The organism is Streptomyces sp. H39-C1 (genome assembly GCF_027158125.1).
Taxonomy (GTDB): Bacteria; Actinomycetota; Actinomycetes; order Streptomycetales; family Streptomycetaceae; genus Actinacidiphila; species Actinacidiphila fildesensis.
In genome coordinates this window covers 1-21,044 of sequence record NZ_JAPVLS010000001.1, presented here as the reverse complement: position 1 = coordinate 21,044, position 21,044 = coordinate 1, and the positions used below count along the sequence as shown (strand labels likewise).

Genomic DNA, 21,044 nt, shown 5'->3' with positions numbered 1-21,044 from the left:
ACGGGTTCACGACTCCAGCAGCCGCTGCCCCACGTACTCACCGGGGCCCGGCGCGCCGGGGACCGCGAACAGGGCGCTCGACTCATGGCGCAGAAAGCGGGACAGCCCGTCCCCGCGGTCCAGTTTCCGCTGTACGGGGACGAATCCCCGCTGCGGATCGGCCTGCCAGCAGACGAAGAGCAGACCGGCGTCCGGGGTCCCGTCGGAGCCGATGCCGTCGTGGTACGAGAACGGCCGGCGGAGCATCGCCGCTCCGCCGTTCGAGGCAGGCGCCGCGACCCGGATGTGCGCGTCGCCCGCGATGGCCGGCGCCCCCTGGGCGTCCCGCTTGTCCAGGTCCACCGGGGTCGTCCCGGTACCGCCGGACAGCGGTGAGCCGTCCGACTTGCGGCGGCCGATCACCTTCTCCTGCCGCTCCACGGACAGATGGTCCCAGGAGTCGAGCAGCATCCGGATCCTGCGCACCACCGCGTACGAGCCGCCCGCCATCCACTGCGGTGAGCGGGCCGTGCCGCCGGCCGGAACGAAGATCCGGCGGTCGAAGTCCGGGTCGGTGGGCTTGGGGTTGTTGGTGCCGTCCACCTGGCCCATGAGATTGCGGGACGTCATCGGCCGCGGGGTCGCGCCGGGTGTGCGGTTGAAGCCGTTCATCTGCCAGCGCACCCGGGCGGTGTCCCCCGCGGCCTTCTGCAGCACGCGCAGGGCGTGGAAGGCGACGAGCGCGTCGTCGGAACCGATCTGCACCCACAGGTCGCCGTTGCTGCGGGCCGGGTCCAGCGCGTCCGCGGAGAACGGCGGGAGCGGCGCGAGGGCCTGCGGCGCCCGGTCCTCCAGACCGGTCTTCGGGAACAGCGAACCGCCGAACCCGAAGGTGACGGTCAGCGAGTTCGGGCCCGCGTCGTAGGCGATCTGGTCGTCGCCGGTCTCCAGTCGGCCGCCGATCAGCTGCTCGGCCGTCGCCGACCAGCGCCTGAGCAGCGCCGCGACGTTCTTGCGGGTCTGCCCCGCGGTGAGATCGAAGGCCACCAGATGGCCCCGGGCCTGCTGCGGGGTGGTGATGCCGGCCTGGTGCGCGCCGTCCCGGAAAGGGACGCCGGTCGCGCCGACCGAGGCCGGCGTCGCCGGCTCGTCCCGCAGGGCGGCGGCGCCGAAGGCCCCGCCCGCGCCGCCGACGACCAGACCCGCCGCGCCCGCGGCTCCTGCGGTGCCGAGCAGCCGTCGCCGGGTGAGGTGCCGCCCGGCGGGGAGCTCGTCGGCGGCGCGCTCGTCCGTGGTCCGGTGTTCGGTCGTCCGCTGCTCGGTCATGACGTGATCTCTACGTTCTTGGTCTCGGTCACCTGGTCGATCTCGGAGGTCCGCACGGTGACGGACACCTCCCACGTTCCGGCCATCGGCAGCTGCACCGAGGCCGCGGTCCAGTGGCCGACGTCGAGGTGCTGCAGCGGTACGGGCAGCGGGCCGATGTTCTTGGCCTTGAGGGTGAATTCGAGCTTCACCTCGGGCACGTCGACCGGCACCGGATCCGCGCCGGAGATCAGGACGTGCACCTCGTTCTGGCCGACCCGGCCCGGATCGATGGTGATCAGGGCCTGGCCCTTCCCCTTGGGGCCGCCCGTGTCGTACGGGATGCGCACGCTGAGCGGCAGCCCGGAGGAGGAGGTGGCGGGGGCGGGCGCCGAGCCGGTCTTCGCCTGCGCCGCGCGGCCCGGCTGGGTGCCGGTGAGCAGCGTCGTCACGGCGAGGACGACCACCGCGACCACGACCTCGGCCAGCACGGACTTGCGCAGCCCGCTGCGTTCGAGGTCGGCCTCGCGGGTGCGCTTGGCCTGGGTCCTGTCCCGCGCGGTGCGCTGGAGCCGCAGTTGCGCCTGGCGGGCGGGGTCGGTGGACGAGCCGGCCACGACGCGTTCCGGCCGCTTGACGGCCGCCGCGGCGGTGACGGGGACGGCGGGCGCGCCGAGCCGCGCGGTCCAGCGGCGCGACAGCCAGGCCAGCTCGACGAGCAGGACGACCAGGCCGATCTTGACGAGCAGCAGCTGCCCGTAGGAGGTGGAGACGAAGGCGTCCCACGAGCCGAGCTGCCGCCAGGACTGGTAGATGCCGGTCGCGACCAGCGTCGTGACCGCCGCGAAGCCGATGCGGGAGAACCGCTGGACGGCTTCGCGTTCGATGCCGAGCCCCGCCACCAGGGAGGTCAGCAGGGCGGTCAGGCCGCCCAGCCACACCGCCATCGACAGCAGGTGCACGACGTCGACCGGCATGGCCAGGGCGGACTGGATGCCGACGGAGGCGTGTTCCGCCATCGCCCAGGTCGCGGCGATACCCGTCGCGATGACGCCGCCGCCGATGCCCAGCCCCCAGGCGAGGTCGGCGCGCTCGGCCCGCTCGCTCTCGTTGGCGGGCGTTCCGCGTTTGGCGTACGAGCCGAACAGGACCGCCAGGAAGACGGCGGCGGCGGCGAGCAGCAGCAGTCGGGACAGCAGGGCGGCGCCCGGCCGGGTGTTGAGGACGTCGCGCATCACGCCGAGGTCGAACGCGTCACCGAGCCCGCTGCCGTTCACATATGGCCCGCGCAGCATCAGCAGCGCGATGGTGGACGCGACGAGCGCGACCCAGCCGCCGACCGCGATCCGCTGCATGGGGCGCAGCAGCGCGCCGCGCGGCCAGCACACGGCGAGGAAGACGGAGGAGCCGACGAGCAGCGCGTACCCGGCGTAGGCGATGTAGCGCCCGATGCCGTAGAGGACGCCCGCGGCGCCGCCGCCGACGGCCTGGTCCTGGTCGGCGAGGACGACGGTGGTCTTGGAGGGGGCGCCGACGGAGAACGTGAAGGCGCCCGCGACCGGGTGGCTGTCCTCCGAGACGGCCTTCCAGGCGACGGTGTAGGTCCCGTCGCCGAGTCCGGCGCGCAGCGCGACCACGGCGGTGGAGCTGTTGCCGTTGGCGTGCTGTGGCGTGCCGCTGTCCACCCGGCCGCCGGCCGGGTCGAGGACCCGCAGCGAGTCGGCGGACAGCAGCACGCCTTCGGAGAAGGTGAGCAGCACCTGCTGCGGCGCCGTCTTGACGACGGAGTCCTCCCCGGGGTTGGTGTTCACCAGCGCGGCATGCGCCGAAGCCGGGGCGGCGGCCCCGAGCACGACGGCGAGCAGGGCGCCCAGTACGACCAGCGCACGCCTGATGGTCATCGTTGCTCCCCTCAGTCCTTCGGCCGGTAGCCGGTCGGCTCGACCGGCACGGTGACGCCGATCGGGCCCGCCTCGGCGAAGTGCAGTTCCATGGACACCTTGTCGCCGGCCACCGGCTTGTGCGTGAGTTCCCTCAGCATCAGATGATTTCCGCCGCTGCTGAGCGTAAGCCGCCCGCCCGCCGGGACGGTCAGGGAGTTCACCTTGCGCATCCGGTTGTCGGTGGTGGTGTGCAGGGTGATGTCGGCGGCCAGGTCGCTGCTGACCGAGGTGAGTTCCGCGTCGGTGTCGCCGGTGTTGGTGACCGTGAAATACCCGGCGGCCATGTCGGCCATCACCGGCTGCGGTATGTACGCCCCGCTCACCGCGAGCTTCGGCCCCTTCGTCCCGGCGTGTGCCGAGGCGTCGGACGCCGAGGAACAGCCGGCGAGCGCGAGGCAGCCGCCGAGGGCGACGGTGGCGATCAGGGCATGGGCGGGCCTGGGGCGCCTCACGGTGCCTCGCTCCTGATGAGCTTCGGCAGGTCGGCGGCGAACTCGTCCGAGGTGGTGCCCGACATGTAGAGCACATGTCCCTTGTCGTCCTTCGGCCAGAAGGCCAGGACCTCGGCGCCGTGGGTGACGGTGATGCTGCCGTCCTTCTCCGTCACCGGCTTCTCGATGCCGACGCCGACGGATTTCGCGGCCTTCTGGATCGTGCCGAAGTCACCGGTCAGGCCGATGAAGTCCTTGTCCTGGGCGGCCAGCCACGAGCCGAGGCGCTGCGGGGTGTCGCGTGCGGGGTCGGTGCTGACGAACACGACCCGCAGTTTCTCCTGGTCGGGCTTGGACATCCGCGACTTGGCGATGGCGAGGTCGCTCATCGTCGTCGGGCACACGTCCGGGCAGTGGGTGTAGCCGAAGAAGAGCAGAACGGGCCGGCCCGCCGTCTCCTTGACCAGGTCGTACGGCTTGCCGTGGGTGTCGGTGAGGGTCAGTTGCGGCTTGTTGAAGGGGGCGTCGAGGAGGGTGCCCGGCTTGGACGCCGCTCCGGAGACGACCGCGAGCGGTTCCTTGGAGTCGCCGCTGGAGGCCCCGCATCCGGCGAGGGCCGCGACGGCCGCCAGGGCCACGCCGATCTTGATCGTTGTACGCATGAAGTTTCCCGGGGAGTGCGATGGCGGGGCCGGGCGGCCGTACGGGCCGGCGGCGTACCGATGCGACGGCGTACCGGGACTCGCGGGGTCCCGGCACCACGTACGGAGCATCGGACGTGCCGACGACGTGCCTTACGGCCGCCCGGCCGGTGCGTCAGGCGGAGGTGCGGCGGCGTCCGGCCAGGACACCGAACGCGACGCCGATGACGCCGATGACGATTCCGGTGATGCCCAGGATCCGCGCGGTCGAGTCACTGCTGTCGGAGTCGGCGGCCGCGGCGGTCGTGGTGTCCTTCGCCTTGGCGTCGGCGGCGGGGGCCGCGGCACCGTGGGCGTCCGTCGCCGCCGCGGTCAGCTTCAGCGCGGGCGCCGGGTTGGCCGGCTCGGCCGCGCCGGCCTTCTCCTCCTCGATCCAGCGGACGACCTCGTTGTTCGAGTACGTCTGGAGGGCCTTGAAGACCAGCTGGTCCGTGTCGTCGGGCAGCGGCCCGAACGAGACGGGGAACTGCTGGAACTGGCCGGGCTCGATCGTGCCGCCGCTCCAGGTGATCTTCGTGACGGCCTCGGTCACCGTCTTGCCGTGCATGGTCATGGGCTTGGCGAGCTTGGTCTTGGTGACCTCCACCTTCCAGCCGGGCACGGCCTGGGTGGAGACGGACGCGATCGGGTGGTCCGCCGGCAGGTTCACTTCGACCTTGATCGTCGAGGCGTTGTCCCGCTCGTTCGGGACCTTGAACGCGACGGTGCTGTAGCCGCCCTTGGGGGCGCTGCTGGGCGTGACGGAGACATGGGCGAAGGCCGGAACGACGGCCATCAGCAGCGCGGAACCGGTGAGCGCGCCGACGGTGGTCAGGCGGCGCATGCGGGAACTGTTCATGAGAGGACTCCACGGTGAGTGGTGAGGGAAGGGCCGGCGCGTATGCGGAACGCGCGAGACCGCCGTCCCCGTGGACCGGTGGGAACCGGACCGGTGGAGACCGCTCGCGTCAGACCGCCAGGGCGTAGGCCGGTGGCCCGCGCCGCGGCAGGCTGTGGCGCAGCCGTACGCTGCGCGCCGATCCCCGCCCGGTGGCGAACCGGCGGGGCCGGAGCGCGGCGAGCCGGTCGTCGGCCGCTCCGGCTACCAGGACGCGCACCAGCGCGACGAGTACGCCGCGCAGCACGTCGGCCGACAGGCTCACCAGCCGCCACAGGGCGGCCTCGCCGCGCCGCAGCAGCCATCCGACGGCCAGCGCGGCGAACAGGTGCGCGAGCAGCATCGGCAGCGAGTACGCCATCGCCGCGTGCATTCCGGTGATCCCGGTGTCACCCGTTCGAGTGACGGGGCTCATGGACATCGCCGACGCCGGGTCGATGCCGGCGTCGCGGACGATCCGTTCCGCGCTCTGCTGCGTGAGGGCCGCCGACGAGGTGTGGCTGCCGCACAGCAGCCGGCCGGCCAGCGCCAGGACACCGGCGGAGCCGTCCCGGCCCGTCGCGGGGTCCGTGCAGGCCTGTCCGGCGCCGAACACGGCGTGCAGCGCGAGCTGCCCCAGAGTGAGCGTCGTGGCGATCCCCCGGAGCGACCGTTCCCGCCCGGCCAGCGGCGCGGCCACGGCGAAGACCACGAGGGACCCCACCACCAGCGCGCCGGCCGGCACCCCGTGACGGGACGCCAGTCCGTGCCCGGCCGCGGACAGCACGACACAGACCGCGGTGAACACCGCGGCCCGCAGCAGTCGCAGCCCGGCGCCCGCGCGCACGGGGGAAACGGAGGATGGGGATGCCATGACGGGCGTCATCCTCTCACCGCCGGGAACCGGCGCATACGGGGGGTGTCCGGCTTGCGGGGGTGCGGGCGAGTCGCCCTTTTACACCTGTACGCCGGGGTCCCACATCCGCCGAATGAGCGGCATCACGTCAAGAGGACGCTTACGGGGCGCAATTCGTGGCTATAGGTATCCGTAAGTCGAGCCGCGGCCTGGAGGCTGGAGCATGAGCATCTGGTGGTCTCTCCACTTGCGGCGCGAGGCCGCGAGCGTTCCGCTCGCCCGACGACTGCTGCTGGGGACGATGCAGACCGCCGGTGTGGACCCGGAGATCTGTTACGACCTGTCGGTGGCACTGTCCGAGGCCTGTGCGAACGCGGTGGAACACGCGGGCGAGGGTGACTACAGCGTGACGGCGCGCATCGACGGCGACCGCTGCCGTATCGAGGTCGCCGACTCCGGCCCGGGCTTCGCGCCCGACCGGCCACGTCACCAACTCGCCCGGCCGCTGGCCCTGAAGGGCCGGCATGCCGAGGACGGACGGGGACTGTTCCTCATCGAGGCGCTGGTGGACCACGTCCACTTCCACAACCGGCCGGGCCACGGCGCCGTGGTGACGATCGACAAGGTCCTCAAGTGGCGGGACGACTCGCTGCTCAAGGCGTCCTGAGCTGAGGGAGATCCTCCGGCGCTAAGGGGCGGCGGGGTCTTCCTCGGCCTGCTCTCCGGCCTCCTCATCGGCCTGCACGAGGAACGCCATCACCGTGGCGCCGAGCAGGACCGAACCGGGGGTGTGCGGGGCGCGGGCGGCCTCGTGCAGGTCGGCGAGGAGCTCCGCCATGCGCGTGCGGAAGGTGTCCCAGGCCTCGGGCGCGACCCACAGTTCCGCGTCGGAGGTCACACCGTCCTGCCCGGGTGCCCGGCGGGCGGCCCGGTCGCGCAGGTTGTGCGCGAGCGCCTCGGCGAGCAGCGGGGCGCCGTCCTGCCGGTTGGACAGCGGGGTGCCGTGCACGGTGCGGTAGCGCCGTTCCCTGCCGCCCCGGTGGGAGCGGACCTCGGTGAGCTCGACGAGTCCTGCGGCGTCCAGCCGGCGCAGATGCTGGCTGGCCAGCGCGTGCGAGATGCCCAGCTCCCGGGAGAGCTCCGCCGCGGAGAGCGGGGCGGCCCACATCAGCGACAGCATGCGCAGCCGTACCGGATGGGCCAGGGCGCGCAGCGCGGGGTCGGTTGTCGTCACGGCGGCCAGTAAACCGCCCCGGGTGCCGTATCGCGGCGCCCGAGGCGGTTCACACAGGTCACGCATGCCGAGCTCTGCGTGTCAGCCCTTGAGGCCGGCCATCCACGCCTCGACCTCGTCGGAGCGGCGCGGCAGCCCTTCCGACAGGTTCCGGTTGCCGTCGGCGGTCACGAGGATGTCGTCCTCGATGCGGACGCCGATGCCGCGGTACTCGGCCGGCACCGACAGGTCGTCCGCCTGGAAGTACAGACCGGGCTCGACGGTCAGCACCATGCCGGGCTCCAGCACGCAGTCCACGTACGTCTCGGTCCGCGCGTGCGCGCAGTCGTGGACGTCCAGGCCGAGCATGTGGCCGGTGCCGTGCAGGGTCCAGCGGCGCTGCAGGGCGAGCTCCAGGACCCGCTCGACCGGGCCCTCGACGAGGCCCCACTCGACGAGCTTCTCGGCGAGCACGCGCTGCGAGGCGTCGTGGAAGTCGCGGTAGGCGGCGCCGGGCTTGACCGCCGCGATGCCCGCCGACTGCGACGCGTAGACCGCGTCGTAGATCTTGCGCTGGATGTCGCTGAACCGGCCGTTGATCGGCAGGGTCCGGGTGACATCGGCGGTGTAGAGGCTGTGGGTCTCCACACCGGCGTCCAGGAGCAGCAGCTCGCCGGAGCGGACCGGGCCGTCGTTGCGCACCCAGTGCAGGGTGGTGGCGTGCGGTCCTGCCGCGCAGATCGAGCCGTAGCCGATGTCGTTGCCCTCGACGCGGGCCCGGAGGAAGAACGTCCCCTCGATGTAGCGCTCGGAGGTCGCCTCGGCCTTGTCCAGCACCTTGACGACGTCCTCGAAGCCGCGGGCGGTGGAGTCGACCGCCGCCTGCAGCTCGCCGATCTCCCACTCGTCCTTGACCAGCCGGAGCTCGGAGAGGAACTCCTTCAGCTCGGCGTCGCGCTCGGCGGTGACCTTGTCGGTCAGCGCGCCCTCGACGCCCGCGTCGTAGCCGCGCACCACCCGTACGGGTCCGGTCGCCACGGCCAGCTTCGCGACGACCTCGCGGACGTCCGAGCACGGCAGGCCGAGCAGCTGGGCGCCCTCGGCGAGGCTGTTGCGGCGGCCGGTCCACAGCTCGCCCTGGCCGTCGAGCCAGAACTCGCCGTTCTCGCGGCTGGAGCGGGGGAGCAGGTACGCGGTCGCGTCGTGCCCCTGGCCGCCCTTGGCGGGCTCCAGGACCAGGACGGCGTCCTGCGTCTGGTCACCGGTGAGGTGGACGTACTCACTGGACGCGCGGAAGGGGTATTCCGTGTCGTTGGAGCGCGTCTTGAGGTTGCCCGCCGGGATGACCAGCCGCTCGCCCGGGAAACGGGCGGACAGCGCGGCCCGGCGGCGGGCGGCGTGGGGCGCCTGGGCGATCGGCCGCAGGTCGTGCAGTTCGGTGTCGGCCCACTCGGACTTCATCAGCTCGGCGAGCTCGTCGGAGACCTCGGGGTAGAGACCGTTCTTACGCTGCTTGATCGGCTGCTCTTCGGCCGCTTCGACCTCTTCGGACACGTCCTGCCTCCTCGCAATAGACCGATCCATCGTATGTGCGTACGGAAGGCCGGTTACAGAGGGCTTAGGTCACGAAGTGCGGCAAAGCGGACCTGGCGGGTTCTGGCGGGTCCAGGGGGGTCCAGCGGGTTCGGGGGGATGGGGGGCTCAGTCGAAGCGGACGACGAGCAGGACGACGTCCTCCGCGCTGTCGAGGGTGTCGAGCCCGTCCGGCAGCACGGTGCGCAGCACGTGGTCGGCGAGCAGGTCCGGGTCGTCGCGGGTGGCGCGCGGCGCGCTCTGGGCGGCGGCGTGCAGCCGGGCGAGCGCGCGGTCCATCGGTTCGCCGGTGCGGTGCAGCAGGCCGTCGGTGTAGAGCAGCAGCGTTTCTCCGGGCTCCGGCCGGACCTCGACGCTGGGAGCCTCCCAGCAGCTCAGCATGCCCAGCGGGGCCGACAGCGAGGTCTCGACGTACTCGATCCGGTGGTCGCCGATGATCAGCGGCGGGCAGTGTCCCGCGCCGGCCAGGACGAGCTTGTGCTGATCGGGTTCCGCGTACGCGAACAGCGCGGTCGCCGAACGGGCGGGCTCGGTGAGCCGCAGCAGCAGCTCCAGGTCGGACAGGACGGCGACCGGGTCCTCGCCCTCCATGACGGCGTAGGCCCGCAGCGACGCCCGCAGCCGGCCCATCGCGGCGACCGCGCTGGGACCGGAGCCGGTGACGCCGCCGACCGCGAGGCCGAGCGCGCCTTCGGGGAGTGGCAGCGCGTCGTACCAGTCGCCGCCGCCCCGCGGCCCGGTGTCGTGGCGTACGGCCATCCGTACGCCGGCGACCCGCGGCAGCCGGGCGGGCAGCAGCTCCTCGGCGAGGGTGGCGAGGGTGCCGCGGGCGCGGCTCAGTTCCAGCTGGCGGGCGATGTGTTCGGCGGCGTACCGGCCGTAGAGACCGACGAGATGGCGCTGGCGTTCGACCGGCGCGGCGGGTTCGTCGTACAGCCAGACGGCCGCGCCGAGGTGGCCGGTCCGCTCGGTGGTGAGCCGCAGCGCGTAGCTGGCGTCGAAGCCGAGGTGCGCGGCGACCTCGCGGTGCCGCGGGTCGAGGCCGGGCTCGTGGGGCAGATCGGGGTGGATGATCTCGTCGCGGCCCGCGGGACGGTCGCTCTCCGTGGCGCCGGACGCGTTCGCGGCAGCGGTCGTGGGTGTCGTCACGGGCGTTGTCGTGGGCGCCGAGGTGTCCGCGGGCGCGGTCCCGTCCGGGCCGTCCCCGGTGCCGGTGGGGCCGCCGGGGATGGCCGCGCCGGCGGTGCTGCCGGTGCTGTCGGTGCTCTCGTCGGTGCCGTCGAGCAGGATCCCGTAGGAGGCGGCGCCGTGCGGCACGGTCTCGATGGTGCCCAGGTCGGCGTGGCCGAGGCCGAGGCCGACGGTGGTGTCGGGACCCAGCCGGTCGGCGGGTTCCAGCACGAGCAGACCGCGGCGCGCACCGACCAACGCGGCGCCGGCCCGCAGCACTTCCCGCAGCGCTTCGTCGAGGCCGGTGGTGCGCGCGAGGCGTTCGGTGAGCTCATGGAGTGTGGTGAGATCGGAGATCCAACAGGCCAGCCGGTCCTGGACGGCGGCGAGCCGATCCACGGGGCGGCATTCGGCCGCAGGGGCGGAAGTGTGTGGCGCGGCGGGAATGGGTGGCTTGGTTCCGGCCACTTTTGGCACCCGGGTGGTGCTCATGGCCGACGGCTTCCCGTGAGATCACGGCCTGCGCGACGAACAGTGCTATTTGTCGGCGATTCAGGATTTTTGCCGACTCGCGTGCGGGGCTTGATGAAGCAGGTCAATTGCGTCAATAGCATCGCAAACCCCCATATCGTGCTGCGCCGCTACCAGGTTTCCACTTGTACACGCCTGATCGTGGGCATGTCCAGGATTGTGCTGGTAGAAGGAGTGGTGTCGTACTCCGAAAGCTTGGCCGAAAATGACCACACCCGAAGACAATTGACGGTCGACTGATGCCGTCCAACAGCGCGTCATATTCACGGTGGTGGGTAGGAACCCGGTGTCTGGCTCCAGCGTCCTACTAGTAGATGACGGCCGGCCTACCCCCGAGTGGCGGGGTGTTCCCACCCCCAGCGGAACCGCACAGCGCGGCATACAGAGCAGACAGAACAGCAAGCGCCATGCGTGCGCCACCCCTCGCCACGTTCCACGCTCGGCTAGCAGCGTGATGCGCTGCCTTGTAAGCGGTGTGCTCGAGATTACGTTGTGTCATGGGCAGATCCTCTGAGCGTTAACGGAAAGGAACTTTGCGCTATGCGCGAGATCCTCGGAAGGCGACGCAAGCTCTCGTTCCGGTGGAGAGGCCAGTCCGCGCTGCTCAGCGCGGTTCTCACCTACACGGAACAGTGGAAATGGCCGGTGGTGCCCGGTGTCGGGCACGACCGCCGCGGTTCCTGGCGGGCGGCGGGGGCGCAGCCATGCGCCTGCCCACGCCCGGACTGCCCCGTCCCCGGCGTGCACCCGCACGATCCCGGACTCATGGCGGCCACCCGCGACCCGCGCATGGTGCGCTGGTGGTGGACGGCCCGCCCCGACGCGCCCGTGGTGCTCGCGACGGGCGACCGCGTCTCGGCGGTCAGCCTGCCGGCCGTGGCCGGTGCGCGGGCCCTGGACACCCTCGACCGGCTGGGCGTCCGGCTCGGCCCGGTGGTGGCCACCCCGACGCGCTTCGTTCTGCTCGTCGCCCCGTACTCCCTGGAGGAGTTGGGCGAGTTGCTCGATTCCCACGAATGGGTGCCCAGCTCATTGCGCTATCACGGGGAGGGCGGCTACGTGGCGCTGCCGCCGTCGAGCAGCAGCGGGGGACAACTGCGGTGGATCCGGCCGCCGGTGGTCGACGACGGCGCCACGTCGCCGTGGCTGCCGAGCGTGGCGCTCATCGTGGACACCCTCGTCCGCGCGGGCCGGACGGCACCGGACGGAACGCACCTCACGTACTGAACGCACCTCACGTACTGACGGGACACGCCTCCACGTGATGAGGGGGCCGGGGAGAGGCGCTCGTCGGCCCGGTCCGGCGGGCTCTCGGCGGCGTCACTCGTTCGGGTAGCAGCAGGGGGCCGTTGCCCGGTATACGGGGCAATGGCCCTCTTTTCTGCGTGATGGGCCCGATATGTTCGGCGCACCGCACCAGCCGCAATCCTTGACAGGTGGAACCCGATGGAGCGCGCTCCGAATCTGCGCATGATCGCCCTCACCAGTGTGATCGCGCTGGCGGTGGTGCTGCCGTTGGCCGCCGCCACGGCGGGTCCCTCCGGCCCCGCGGGTCCGCCGGCCCGCGCCGCACGGAGCGACAGGCCGCAGTCCGTGCCAGGGGTGGCGGACGGTACCGGCGCGGGGACCGTCGACGGCCTGCTCCCGGGGCTCGGGCCGGCCTCCGGCGGTTCTTCGGCCGCAGGTAGCGCTCCAGGGCCGTCCGGGGGCTCGGCTGCGGGTCCGGGCGCCGGCTCCGGCGCGCTGCGGCCGGTCGCGGCCTGCGGGCCCCAACTCACCTCGCCCGAGGGCGTCCAGGCGCAGACCTGCACCATCGCCGTAGGCGGCGACACCTGGGCCCGTACGTACTACCGGAACGGGACCGGCGGCCCGCTCGGCGGAGTGCTGACCCTGATGCGCCCCGACGGCCGGACGGTACGGGTGGAGTGCTCCGTCGGGGCGGGGAACGGTCCCGGTTCGTGCGAGACGCCGCGCGAGCGGACGGTGAAAGCGGTTTCGCCGGATGACGGCACGGCGGAGATCTACAGCGCTGTTGCGGAGTTCGCTTCGGCGGGAAGTGAGCGAATGCTGCTACGGGCCGGTAGCAATCGGTAGCAATAGCTGAACAGAAAATCAGCCAATGTAGATCAACTTCCGGACATCGCCTAGTGAGGGGCGGATCCGGGCATGGCAAAACCCGGTCGCTGGCGACGGGGGATGCACCAGCGACCGGGCTGTTTAAACGGTAACAAGAATTCTTCCGTACGCAAATTCGCGAGAAGGAGCCGGAAGCCGTAATTGCCGGTGGGCAGGCGGAGTTGTGACCGGAGTCACTCGTTCCGCGGCGGCCCGCCGCAGTGCGGGCCGCCTCCGTTCCGCCCGGCTCAGCTGAGCGTGATCTGCCGGTTCATGAAGCCGCTGCGGGCGCGGCGCTCGTCCCCGGTCAGCGGCGCGGTCGCACCGAGCGCCTCCAGGAGCCGCTCGCCGAACGCGGCGGCCGGCTTCTCGACCTCGTCCGCGCCCATGCCCACCGGCAGGTCCCACACCGGCACGACCAGCCCGTGCGCACGGAACGAGCCGACCAGGCGGGTGTTGTCGCCGAGCGAGGACGCCCCGGCGGCGTGCAGCCGCGCCATGGCGTCGAGGAGCTGCTCCTCCGGGTGCGACATCACCCAGCGCAGGTGGTTCTTGTCCGGCGTCTCGCACCAGTACGCGGCGTCCACACCGGACAGCCGGACGGTCGGGATCGCCGCGGCGTTGGCGCGTTCCAGCGAGGCCGCGATGTCGCCGGAGGCGTCACCGGCGTTCTCCAGCCAGAACTCGAAGCCGGTGTGCACCACGGGCTCGAACGGCGCGTCCAGGTCCAGCAGGTCCTGCATGCGCGGGCCGTCGCCGTCGGTGCGCGCGCCCTCGACGGGCGAGCCCGGCTCGGCGGTCAGCGCGCGCTGCAGGATGTCGGCGAGACCGCGGCTGAGGTCGCCGGAGGCCGTGTCGTTCTGCAGGCCCAGCAGGACCTTGCCGCTGTCGCGGCGCAGCCCCGGCCACGCCATCGGCAGCACGGTCGCCAGCGTCAGCGACGGCACGTCGGCGGGCAGCCCGCCCTTGAGCGTCAGCTCGACGGTGGCGGCCGGCACCAGCTCGCGGAGCGCCACCCAGTCGCATTCGCCGGGCAGCCCCTCGAAGGGCCGCAGGACCAGCTCGGTCACCGCGTGCGAGGCCTCGCGGCCGTGGCACGCCTTGTACCGGCGGCCGGAGTTGCAGGGGCACGGCTCCCGCGCGCCGACTACTGGGATCTCCCCGTCGACGATCTGCGGGGCATTCGTCTTCGTCGGGCGCTTCTTGGCCATGGCTCGATCTCTCCCGGTACGGCTACGTTTCGGCCGTGAGCCTAGCGCTCGCCGGGCCCCCAGCCGGAAACGCGCGGGGGAAACCTTCGACGGATCCGGGAAAGAGCGGCGAACAATCGCCGTCAGAACGCTGCCTCGCGGCCTTGTCCGGGACGGGCTCCGCCCCGGGACCGCTACGGAAGATCGTCGAACGGGTCCGCGAAATCGATGGGGATGTCCAGCCGCGGCACCAGGTCGTCGCGCCGCGCGTGGCGGCTTCTGACCGGCAGCAGGGCCCATACGGTGACCTCGCCGGGCCCGTCCCGCACGCCCCAGCGCAGCGACAGGTTGCTGACGATGCCCAGTCCGCGGCCGCCCCGTGCGGTGAGCGACGGGCTGGCCGGCAGCGGGCGGGTCGGGCCGCCGCCGTCGGTCACTTCCACGCTGAGCAGGCCGTCGTCACCGATCCGCCACGCGGCGCGGATGCCGCAGGGGTCGGCCGCGTCGTCCGCCTCGCCGGGTCGTTCGTCCGGGCCGTCGCAGAGGGGACGCGCGTGCCGGTAGGAGTTGCTCAGCAACTCCGACAGGATCAGCACCGCGTCGTCCACCACCGGCTCCGGCACCTCGTGCGCACACAGCTCACTACGGAGCCTGCGCCGTGCCTCCGCCACGCCCATCGGACCATGCGACAGGGCCATGGTCGAGGACGTCGGCACCTCTTGGGCCACCACCAACGCCACCCCCGAGACCTCCTTCACCCCACGCCACGGGATGAATGCCCCCTTGGACTGGACCGGAAACAAGCCAACTGCGATCTATTGGGGCACTCACATCGGTCGAACACGGTCCGAACGCGCCGGTGCACTCCCCGTAATACCGTTATTTACCGCCCCAATTGGGACAGCACCAGCTTCGGCCGATTGGTGATGATCGCATCGACCCCGAGCCGCACACACAGGTCGACGTCCGCCGGCTCGTTCACCGTCCACACATGGACCCGGTGCCCGGCCCGGTGCAGCCGTGCGACGTACCCCGGATTCGCCCGCAGGATCCGCATGCTCGGACCGGCGATGCGCACCCCGGCGGGCAGCCTGCCGTCGCGGTGCCGCGGCGAGACGTACTGCATCAGATAGACGGTCGGCAGCGCCGGCGCCGCCGTGTGCACGCGGCGCAGCGAACGGGACGAGAAGCTCATGACGCGCACCGCGGAGCGCTCCCCCGGCGGCGGCGCGTCGAGGCCGAAGCGGCGCAGCAGTTCCAGCAGCCGCTCCTCGACCTGGCCGGCCCAGCGGGTGGGGTGCTTGGTCTCGATCGCCAGCTCGACCCGCCGTTCGGTGTCCGCCACCAGTTCCAGCAGCCGCTCCAGGGTCAGCACGCTGCTGCGCTCGTCGTCGGTGGTGTCCGGGGCCTCACCGTCGGTGTGCTGCCCCTTCCACGAACCGAAGTCGAGCGTGGCGAGGTCGGCCAGCTCCATCGACGAGACGGCGCCGCGGCCGTTGGACGTACGGTTCACGCGCCAGTCGTGGACACAGACCAGTTCGCCGTCGGCCGTCAGCCGGATGTCGCATTCCAGGGCGTCGGCACCGTCCTCGATGGCCCTGCGGTAGGCCGCGAGCGTATGTTCGGGTACGTCCTCGGACGCCCCTCGGTGGGCGACGACCTGGATCGGGTTCCCGTCCGGGAACGCATCCCGGACCGCATGCGCAGAAGTCACCGGGCTATGGTGCCATCGCTGCGCGTCGCGGTGGAAAGCAGACCGCCCGCGCCTGGGCACCGCCACACCCCCGGCTCCATACGCGGGCCATAATCCCCGACTCCATACGCGGGCCATACACAGCTACCGCTTACGGCGGTCCGACACCCAGTGGGAAATGCTGTGTCCAGTCCGACACCCGCGCTCTGACCATAGGAGAACCGCTGTGAGCACCGAGAACGAGGCCGGCCAGGTCCCGGCTGCGCCCGAGTCCGGCGCGGAGTCGGTCGCGCCGGAGCGCGGCGAGCTCTCGAAGGCGCCCCTCCCGGCCGAACCCGCCGCTCCCGCCGCCCCGCCCGCGCCTCCGGCCGAGCCGCCGACCGCCGTCCTGCCGGTGGTGCCGCCGGCCCCGGCCGAGGTCCCCGCGCCCGCCGCGCCGGTGGCCGACGACCTGCCCGCACCGGTGCCGGCCTCCGTGTCGCACGGGGATCCCACGCCGCCCGCGGCGTACAGCGAGCCCGACACGTCGTACCGCGAGCCCGTCCCGTCCTACGGGGAGACCGCCGCGCCCGCGTCGTACCGCGAGGTCGCCGCGTCCTACACCGAGGCCGCCGCGTCCTACAGCGAGCCCGCCGCGGACCCGTACGCCACGCCTGCCGCGGACCCGTACGCCACGCCCGCCGCCGTGCTGACCGCGGCGCCCGGCCAGTCGCAGCCCGACCCGTCGCAGGCGCACGCCCAGCAGCCGTACCCGGGCGCCCCGCAGACGGCGCAGTTCCCGCAGTACGCCGGTGCCGTCCCGCAGCCCGGCCAGCCGGGCGGTCCCGGCGGCCCGGTGTGGGGCACTCACGTCCCCGTACCGCCGCCCGGTGAGCGCAAGCCGCGCGGCATGGGTTCGATGGTCGCCGCCGTGCTGGTGGCCGCGCTGGTCGCCGGTGGTGTCGGCGGTGGCGTCGGCTACTGGGCCGCACGGCACGAGGACAACTCCAACTCCACCACCGTCAGCTCGTCCTCGGACCCGAAGGTCCTGGACCGCGCGCCGAACTCCGTGGCCGGCATCGCCGCGAAGGCGCTGCCGAGCGTCGTGACGATCGAGGCGTCGGGCGGCAGCGAGAGCGGCACCGGCACCGGCTTCGTCTTCGACAAGCAGGGCCACATCCTCACCAACAACCACGTGGTGGCCCCGGCCGCCGACGGCGGCAAGCTGACCGCGACGTTCTCCAACGGCAAGAAGTACGACGCCGAGGTCGTGGGCCGAGCCCAGGGCTACGACGTCGCCGTCATCAAGCTGAAGAACGCCGGCGACGCCAAGCTCGACCCGATCCCGCTCGGCGACTCCGACAGCACCAAGGTCGGCGACGCCACCATCGCCATCGGTGCCCCCTTCGGCCTCTCCGGCACCGTCACCACCGGCATCGTCAGCGCCATGCACCGTCCGGTCGCGTCCAGCGACGGCCAGGGCGCCAGTGCCTCGTACATGAGCGCCATCCAGACCGACGCCTCGATCAACCCCGGCAACTCCGGCGGCCCGCTGCTGAACGCCAACGGCGCGGTGATAGGCATCAACTCGGCCATCCAGTCCGCCGGTGGCAGCGGCGACGGCCAGACGCAGGCCGGCAGCGTCGGCCTCGGCTTCGCCATCCCGATCAACCAGGCCAAGCGCGTCGCCACCAACCTCATCGCGACCGGCCAGCCCGTCTACCCGGTGATCGGCGTCTCCCTCGACACCCAGTACCGCGGCGAGGGCGCCAAGGTCACCGAGAACGGCAACAGCGGCAACCCGGCGATCGTCCCCGGCGGCCCCGGTGACAAGGCGGGCCTGAAGGCCGGCGACATCATCACCAAGTTCGACGACACCGTCATCGACAGCGGCCAGACCCTGATCGGCGCCATCTGGCAGCGCCAGCCCGGCGACAAGGTCACCATCACCTACACCCGCGGCGGCAAGACCTCCACCGCCACCCTCACCCTCGGCAAGCGCGACGGGGACGAGAAGAACTGACCCTGGCGGTCAGGAACGACAGGAGGTGAGGTGCCGGGCGACCCGGCACCTCACCTCCTGTCGTTTCCCGTGCGCTCAGGCGAGTCCCCCCGCGATGGCGCGGCGCACGGCGTCGGCCCGGTCGCGGATGCCCGCCTTGGCGAACAGGTTGTTGATGTGGGTCTTGACGGTGGCCTCGCTGATGAACAGATTCTCGGCGATGGCCCGGTTCGGCAGGCCCTGGCCGATGAGGGTGAGCACCTCGCGCTCGCGGCGGGTGAGGTCCGCCGGCAGCGGCTGCTCCGGCGCGGGCGGCTGGGTGCGAACGGAGGCGAGGAGCCGGTTCTGGACCTCGCGGTCGAGCACGGACTGGCCGGCGGCCGCCGCCCGGATGGCCCGGACGATGTCCTGGCGACCGGCGTTCTTGGTCAGATAGCCGCGGGCTCCGGCGCTCAGCGCGGCCAGGATCGAGTCGTCGTCGGCGAAGGTGGTCAGCACGACGACGGCCACCTCGGGGTGGTCCTCGGTCAGCCGGCGGGTCGTCTCGATGCCGTCCATGCGCGGCATGCGCAGATCCATCAGCACCACGTCGACCGGCCCGGCGGCGACCGCGGTCAGCACCTCGGTGCCGTCCGCCGCAGCAGCGACGACGTCGATGTCCTCGGCCAGCGCGAGGACCGCGGCCAGCGGTTCCCGGACGGCGGCCTGGTCGTCGGCGACGACCACCCTCAACGGCTGGTGTTCCTCGGTCCGTTCACTCATACGGGATCACTGCCTCCACCTGCCAGCCGCCCTGGTCCGGTCCCTCGGTGACCGGCCCCGCGGTGATGGTGCCACCCAACAGGGCGACGCGTTCGCGCATTCCGATCAGTCCCATGCCGCTGCCGGCGCTCACGGGCGCCGTACGGGTGGCGGGCCGGTTCCGGATCCGCAGCTCCGTCGAGACGGCGAACGCCAGCTCCACCGCGACCTCCCCGCCGGGCGCGTGCCGGGCCGCGTTGGTCAGCGACTCCTGGGCGATTCGCAGCAGGTTCTGGCCCACCTGGGCCGGCACCTCCCGCTCGGTCCCGGTGACGGTGAGGGCGTCGTGGTGCCCGGACGATGCGAGCATCGCGGTCAGGCTCTCCAGCAGCGGCAACGCGTCCTCGCGCAGGGCATGCACGGTCCACTGCGCCTGTTTCAGGCTCTCCTTGACGAGGCTGTGCGCCTTGTCGTTGGCCTCCCGGACCTTCGCCAGGTCACCGGTGTCGAGCAGCGCGTCGGCCAGCTCCAGCTGCATGTTGATCCCGGCCAGCGAGTGCGCCAGGACGTCGTGCACGTCGCGGGCGATGCGGCTGCGCTCGGTCAGCACGGCGGTCCTGGCCTCGGCCCGGGCAGCACGCTCGGCGGACTCCGCCGCCTCGAGCACCGCCTGGAGCGCCCGCTGCCGGCCGCGGCGGACGATACCGGGCAGGACCGGGATGCCGGTGGCCAGGCCGACGGTCCAGGGCAGGACGTGGTAGCCCGGACCGAGGCGGAAGTAGAGGGCGCCGGCGCACAACAGGCTGCACAGCAGCGCGAGAACGAGGGCCGGCCGGGCCTCGAGGCGGTAGCCGATGTGGCCGGCCAGGAAGAAGGCGAAGAGGTAACCCGATCCGCTGCTGCTGACGCCGATCAGCGCGGCCGCCGCGATGATGCCGAACGTCAGCCAGTACAGGGCGAAGCGCGGCGGCACGTCGGTCTCGGGCAGCGTCCGGGCCAGCAGCACCGCGCAGTTGATCACGAAGAGGACGGCGACCGCCAGGCCGCGCCCGCTGAAACCCATGGGCCGGATCGTCACGACTCCGGCGACGATGACCCCGACGGCCACCAGCCAGAGCCCCCAGGGGTCCCGCGCGGGAAACGGCCGGCGGGCCGGCGCCTGGTGGGGCGCCGACCCGGGGCCGGGGGCGTTGTCGGGTATGGGCACGGCGTGACGATAGCCCACGGTCAGGCGGCGCGTTCGAGGGTGGACCTGCCGCGGTTCATGGTCCGGGCCGGCTTCAGGTGGGCCGTGATCCGGCTCCGTATGAAGATCGTGGCGAGGCGGGTGACCACCTCGGTCAGTGCCATCAGGACGAACGCCGCGACCCAGGCCTGGTCGCTGGTGATGTGGTGGGTGATGCTGAACCGGGCCACGTCGTCGGATCCGCCGTGACTGACCCACAGCTGGAAGCCCATCCGGGCTCCCATGCCGAGCACCCACAGAGCCGCCGAGACCAGACCGGCCTTGATCAGGAGGTGCCCGCCCACAGAACGGATCCGGGTGTAGACCCCGCCGGCGATGCCGAGGACGGCGCCCGCGCCCACGAGGGCGCCGATCAGCACCAGGTCGTTGCCCGCGGTGGGGATCGAGTCGAGGTACGTGTAGGCCACGAAGCTCACGATCCCCAGCGGAATCAGGAAGGACCGGAGGTCCAGGCGGCCTTCCCGCAGCTGCCGGAAGACGACGAGGACGAGGGCGATGTCGGTGATCCACTCGGTTGTTGTCATGCCCCAAGCCTGCTGCCGCACGGCTTTTCGCACCTGGACCCATGGGTGGAACCACGGGTGGAGATTCACCGGACGGGCCCGTCGGCGGGTGCTCCGACCGCCCTTTCGGGGAGCGAGCGGGCCAGGTGCCGGCCACCGGCCCTCCCGGAGCGCGTCAGACGCTAGGCTGTAGCCGCTCCACCGCAGGTGGGCGGGGCACGGGAGGATTGCCCGAGCGGCCTAAGGGAACGGTCTTGAAAACCGTCGTGGCAGCGATGTCACCGTGAGTTCGAATCTCACATCCTCCGCAGTACGAAGGGGCGTCCGCAGGTGCGGGCGCCCCTTCGTCGTCTCTCGGGAGCAACTCTCAGAGCCGGTGCACCTGGTAGGAGCGGTGGCGGCCCGGGACGCGGGAGAGGACGCCCTTGCTCTCCATGATCTGCAGATGGTGGGCGACCGTCGCGGGGCTGCGCAGGCCGACGGCCGCGCCGATCTCCCGGACGGTCGGCGGATAGCCGTAGAGGTCCGTCCACTCGACGATGACCTTCGCGATCTGCTCCTGGCGATCGGTCAGGTACCGGGGCCCGTCCGCGCTCATGGCCGCGCCCTCTCGTTCGTCACGCTACTCGTGGGGTCCGGTGCCGTGGCCCGGGTGGTCATCTCTCGGCGGACTCCGTGGAGCGGCGAGCCGGCGCAGGGCCGTGCGAGCTGCGGGCGCGAGCCCGAACGCGTCATGGCTCGGCAATTCAAGCACGTGTTCGAATTATGGCGCAGCCTGGCGGGCGGCGGAGGCGATGGTGGCGGCGGCTTCCTGGCGGGGGAGACCGGTCCTGGTGGCGGCGTCGATGAGGGCGGGGGCGAGGGAGTCGCCGTGGCCGGATTCGTAGGCGCGGCAGGCGGCCCAGTAGAGGCGCGTGTTGCGCTGGCCGCGCGGGGAGTCGCGGACGAACTGGACGAGGGCGAGCGCGTGGCGGGGGGCGGTGCGGCGGGGTAAGGG

At 72.1% G+C, this 21,044-nt stretch carries 20 protein-coding genes, 1 tRNA gene and 1 pseudogene; 5 read left to right on the top strand and 17 right to left on the bottom strand.

Translation table 11 applies throughout. The annotated features are described in order from the left end of the window. Positions 1-6 precede the first annotated feature (6 nt). From efeB to O3W51_RS00085, 6 genes are all read right to left on the bottom strand, one after another. Entirely contained in the window at positions 7-1,305 is a 1,299-nt protein-coding gene (gene efeB / locus O3W51_RS00110; RefSeq protein ID WP_138351108.1) for an iron uptake transporter deferrochelatase/peroxidase subunit, read from the bottom strand. Next, entirely contained in the window at positions 1,302-3,185 is a 1,884-nt protein-coding gene (locus tag O3W51_RS00105) for a copper resistance protein CopC (protein ID WP_138351107.1), read from the bottom strand. Before O3W51_RS00105 ends, efeB begins: the two co-directional genes overlap by 4 nt. An 11-nt stretch (positions 3,186-3,196) precedes the next feature. Beyond that, positions 3,197-3,679, bottom strand: a complete 483-nt coding sequence (locus O3W51_RS00100; protein WP_138351106.1) for a copper chaperone PCu(A)C — start codon at positions 3,677-3,679, stop codon at positions 3,197-3,199. Continuing rightward, positions 3,676-4,320 carry an SCO family protein gene (locus O3W51_RS00095; protein WP_138351105.1) on the bottom strand — a complete coding sequence of 215 codons (645 nt, stop codon included), beginning with the start codon at positions 4,318-4,320 and terminating at the stop codon, positions 3,676-3,678. Before O3W51_RS00095 ends, O3W51_RS00100 begins: the two co-directional genes overlap by 4 nt. A 154-nt stretch (positions 4,321-4,474) precedes the next feature. Next, the gene (locus tag O3W51_RS00090; protein ID WP_138351104.1) at positions 4,475-5,197 is read right to left on the bottom strand and encodes a YcnI family copper-binding membrane protein; all 723 of its coding nucleotides are present in this window, start codon (positions 5,195-5,197) and stop codon (positions 4,475-4,477) included. A gap of 109 nt (positions 5,198-5,306) precedes the next feature. Next, entirely contained in the window at positions 5,307-6,089 is a 783-nt protein-coding gene (locus tag O3W51_RS00085; protein ID WP_232484877.1) for a hypothetical protein, read from the bottom strand. Between the two features lie 205 nt (positions 6,090-6,294). On the opposite strand from O3W51_RS00085, the gene O3W51_RS00080 reads away from it, so the two are divergent. After that, positions 6,295-6,738, top strand: a complete 444-nt coding sequence (locus O3W51_RS00080) for an ATP-binding protein (RefSeq protein ID WP_138351102.1) — start codon at positions 6,295-6,297, stop codon at positions 6,736-6,738. 21 nt (positions 6,739-6,759) lie between these two features. On the opposite strand, the gene O3W51_RS00075 is transcribed toward O3W51_RS00080, so the two are convergent. The 3 genes from O3W51_RS00075 to O3W51_RS00065 form a co-directional block, all read right to left on the bottom strand. Continuing rightward, entirely contained in the window at positions 6,760-7,305 is a 546-nt protein-coding gene (locus O3W51_RS00075) for an ArsR/SmtB family transcription factor (protein ID WP_187144942.1), read from the bottom strand. Positions 7,306-7,386: 81 nt separating this feature from the next. Then, positions 7,387-8,838: an aminopeptidase P family protein gene (locus tag O3W51_RS00070; RefSeq protein ID WP_381584494.1), complete on the bottom strand. Its 1,452-nt coding sequence runs from the start codon at positions 8,836-8,838 to the stop codon at positions 7,387-7,389. 147 nt (positions 8,839-8,985) lie between these two features. Continuing rightward, on the bottom strand, positions 8,986-10,539 hold the full coding sequence (locus tag O3W51_RS00065) for a PP2C family protein-serine/threonine phosphatase (protein ID WP_138351099.1): 1,554 nt from the start codon (positions 10,537-10,539) through the stop codon (positions 8,986-8,988). A 579-nt stretch (positions 10,540-11,118) separates the two neighbouring features. Between O3W51_RS00065 and O3W51_RS00060 the strand changes: the two genes are divergently transcribed. Together O3W51_RS00060 and O3W51_RS00055 are read left to right on the top strand one after the other, a co-directional pair. After that, positions 11,119-11,805, top strand: a complete 687-nt coding sequence (locus O3W51_RS00060; RefSeq protein WP_138351098.1) for a bifunctional DNA primase/polymerase — start codon at positions 11,119-11,121, stop codon at positions 11,803-11,805. A 219-nt stretch (positions 11,806-12,024) separates the two neighbouring features. After that, positions 12,025-12,672 carry a hypothetical protein gene (locus O3W51_RS00055; protein ID WP_269282606.1) on the top strand — a complete coding sequence of 216 codons (648 nt, stop codon included), beginning with the start codon at positions 12,025-12,027 and terminating at the stop codon, positions 12,670-12,672. Positions 12,673-12,941: 269 nt separating this feature from the next. Here O3W51_RS00055 and O3W51_RS00050 read toward each other — a convergent pair whose 3' ends face one another. The 3 genes from O3W51_RS00050 to O3W51_RS00040 form a co-directional block, all read right to left on the bottom strand. After that, complete coding sequence (locus O3W51_RS00050; RefSeq protein ID WP_138351096.1) at positions 12,942-13,904, bottom strand: DUF5926 family protein; 963 nt, start codon at positions 13,902-13,904, stop codon at positions 12,942-12,944. Positions 13,905-14,077: 173 nt separating this feature from the next. Continuing rightward, positions 14,078-14,623 (bottom strand): ATP-binding protein, encoded by a 546-nt coding sequence (locus O3W51_RS00045; RefSeq protein WP_138351095.1) that lies wholly within the window; start codon positions 14,621-14,623, stop codon positions 14,078-14,080. Between the two features lie 143 nt (positions 14,624-14,766). Beyond that, complete coding sequence (locus O3W51_RS00040) at positions 14,767-15,597, bottom strand: glycerophosphodiester phosphodiesterase (protein ID WP_244809280.1); 831 nt, start codon at positions 15,595-15,597, stop codon at positions 14,767-14,769. A 205-nt stretch (positions 15,598-15,802) separates the two neighbouring features. Here O3W51_RS00040 and O3W51_RS00035 point away from each other — a divergent pair, with 205 nt between their 5' ends. Continuing rightward, the gene (locus tag O3W51_RS00035) at positions 15,803-17,578 is read left to right on the top strand and encodes a S1C family serine protease (RefSeq protein ID WP_269282595.1); all 1,776 of its coding nucleotides are present in this window, start codon (positions 15,803-15,805) and stop codon (positions 17,576-17,578) included. Positions 17,579-17,653: 75 nt separating this feature from the next. Here O3W51_RS00035 and O3W51_RS00030 read toward each other — a convergent pair whose 3' ends face one another. The 3 genes from O3W51_RS00030 to O3W51_RS00020 all read right to left on the bottom strand — a co-directional run bounded on the left by O3W51_RS00030 (position 17,654) and on the right by O3W51_RS00020 (position 20,068). Then, positions 17,654-18,319 carry a response regulator gene (locus O3W51_RS00030; RefSeq protein ID WP_138359515.1) on the bottom strand — a complete coding sequence of 222 codons (666 nt, stop codon included), beginning with the start codon at positions 18,317-18,319 and terminating at the stop codon, positions 17,654-17,656. Continuing rightward, positions 18,312-19,361, bottom strand: a complete 1,050-nt coding sequence (locus O3W51_RS00025; protein ID WP_138359517.1) for a sensor histidine kinase — start codon at positions 19,359-19,361, stop codon at positions 18,312-18,314. The genes O3W51_RS00030 and O3W51_RS00025 overlap by 8 nt, the downstream gene beginning before the upstream one ends. Positions 19,362-19,525: 164 nt before the next feature. Further along, the gene (locus O3W51_RS00020; protein WP_138359513.1) at positions 19,526-20,068 is read right to left on the bottom strand and encodes a hypothetical protein; all 543 of its coding nucleotides are present in this window, start codon (positions 20,066-20,068) and stop codon (positions 19,526-19,528) included. Positions 20,069-20,268: 200 nt separating this feature from the next. Here O3W51_RS00020 and O3W51_RS00015 point away from each other — a divergent pair. Further along, a tRNA-Ser gene (locus tag O3W51_RS00015) sits at positions 20,269-20,355 on the top strand. A 59-nt stretch (positions 20,356-20,414) separates the two neighbouring features. On the opposite strand, the gene O3W51_RS00010 is transcribed toward O3W51_RS00015, so the two are convergent. Then, positions 20,415-20,645, bottom strand: coding sequence for a hypothetical protein (locus O3W51_RS00010; protein ID WP_138359511.1), 231 nt, complete (start codon positions 20,643-20,645; stop codon positions 20,415-20,417). Positions 20,646-20,810: 165 nt separating this feature from the next. Continuing rightward, positions 20,811-21,044 (bottom strand): annotated as a pseudogene (locus tag O3W51_RS00005) (bifunctional DNA primase/polymerase); the annotation flags it as partial.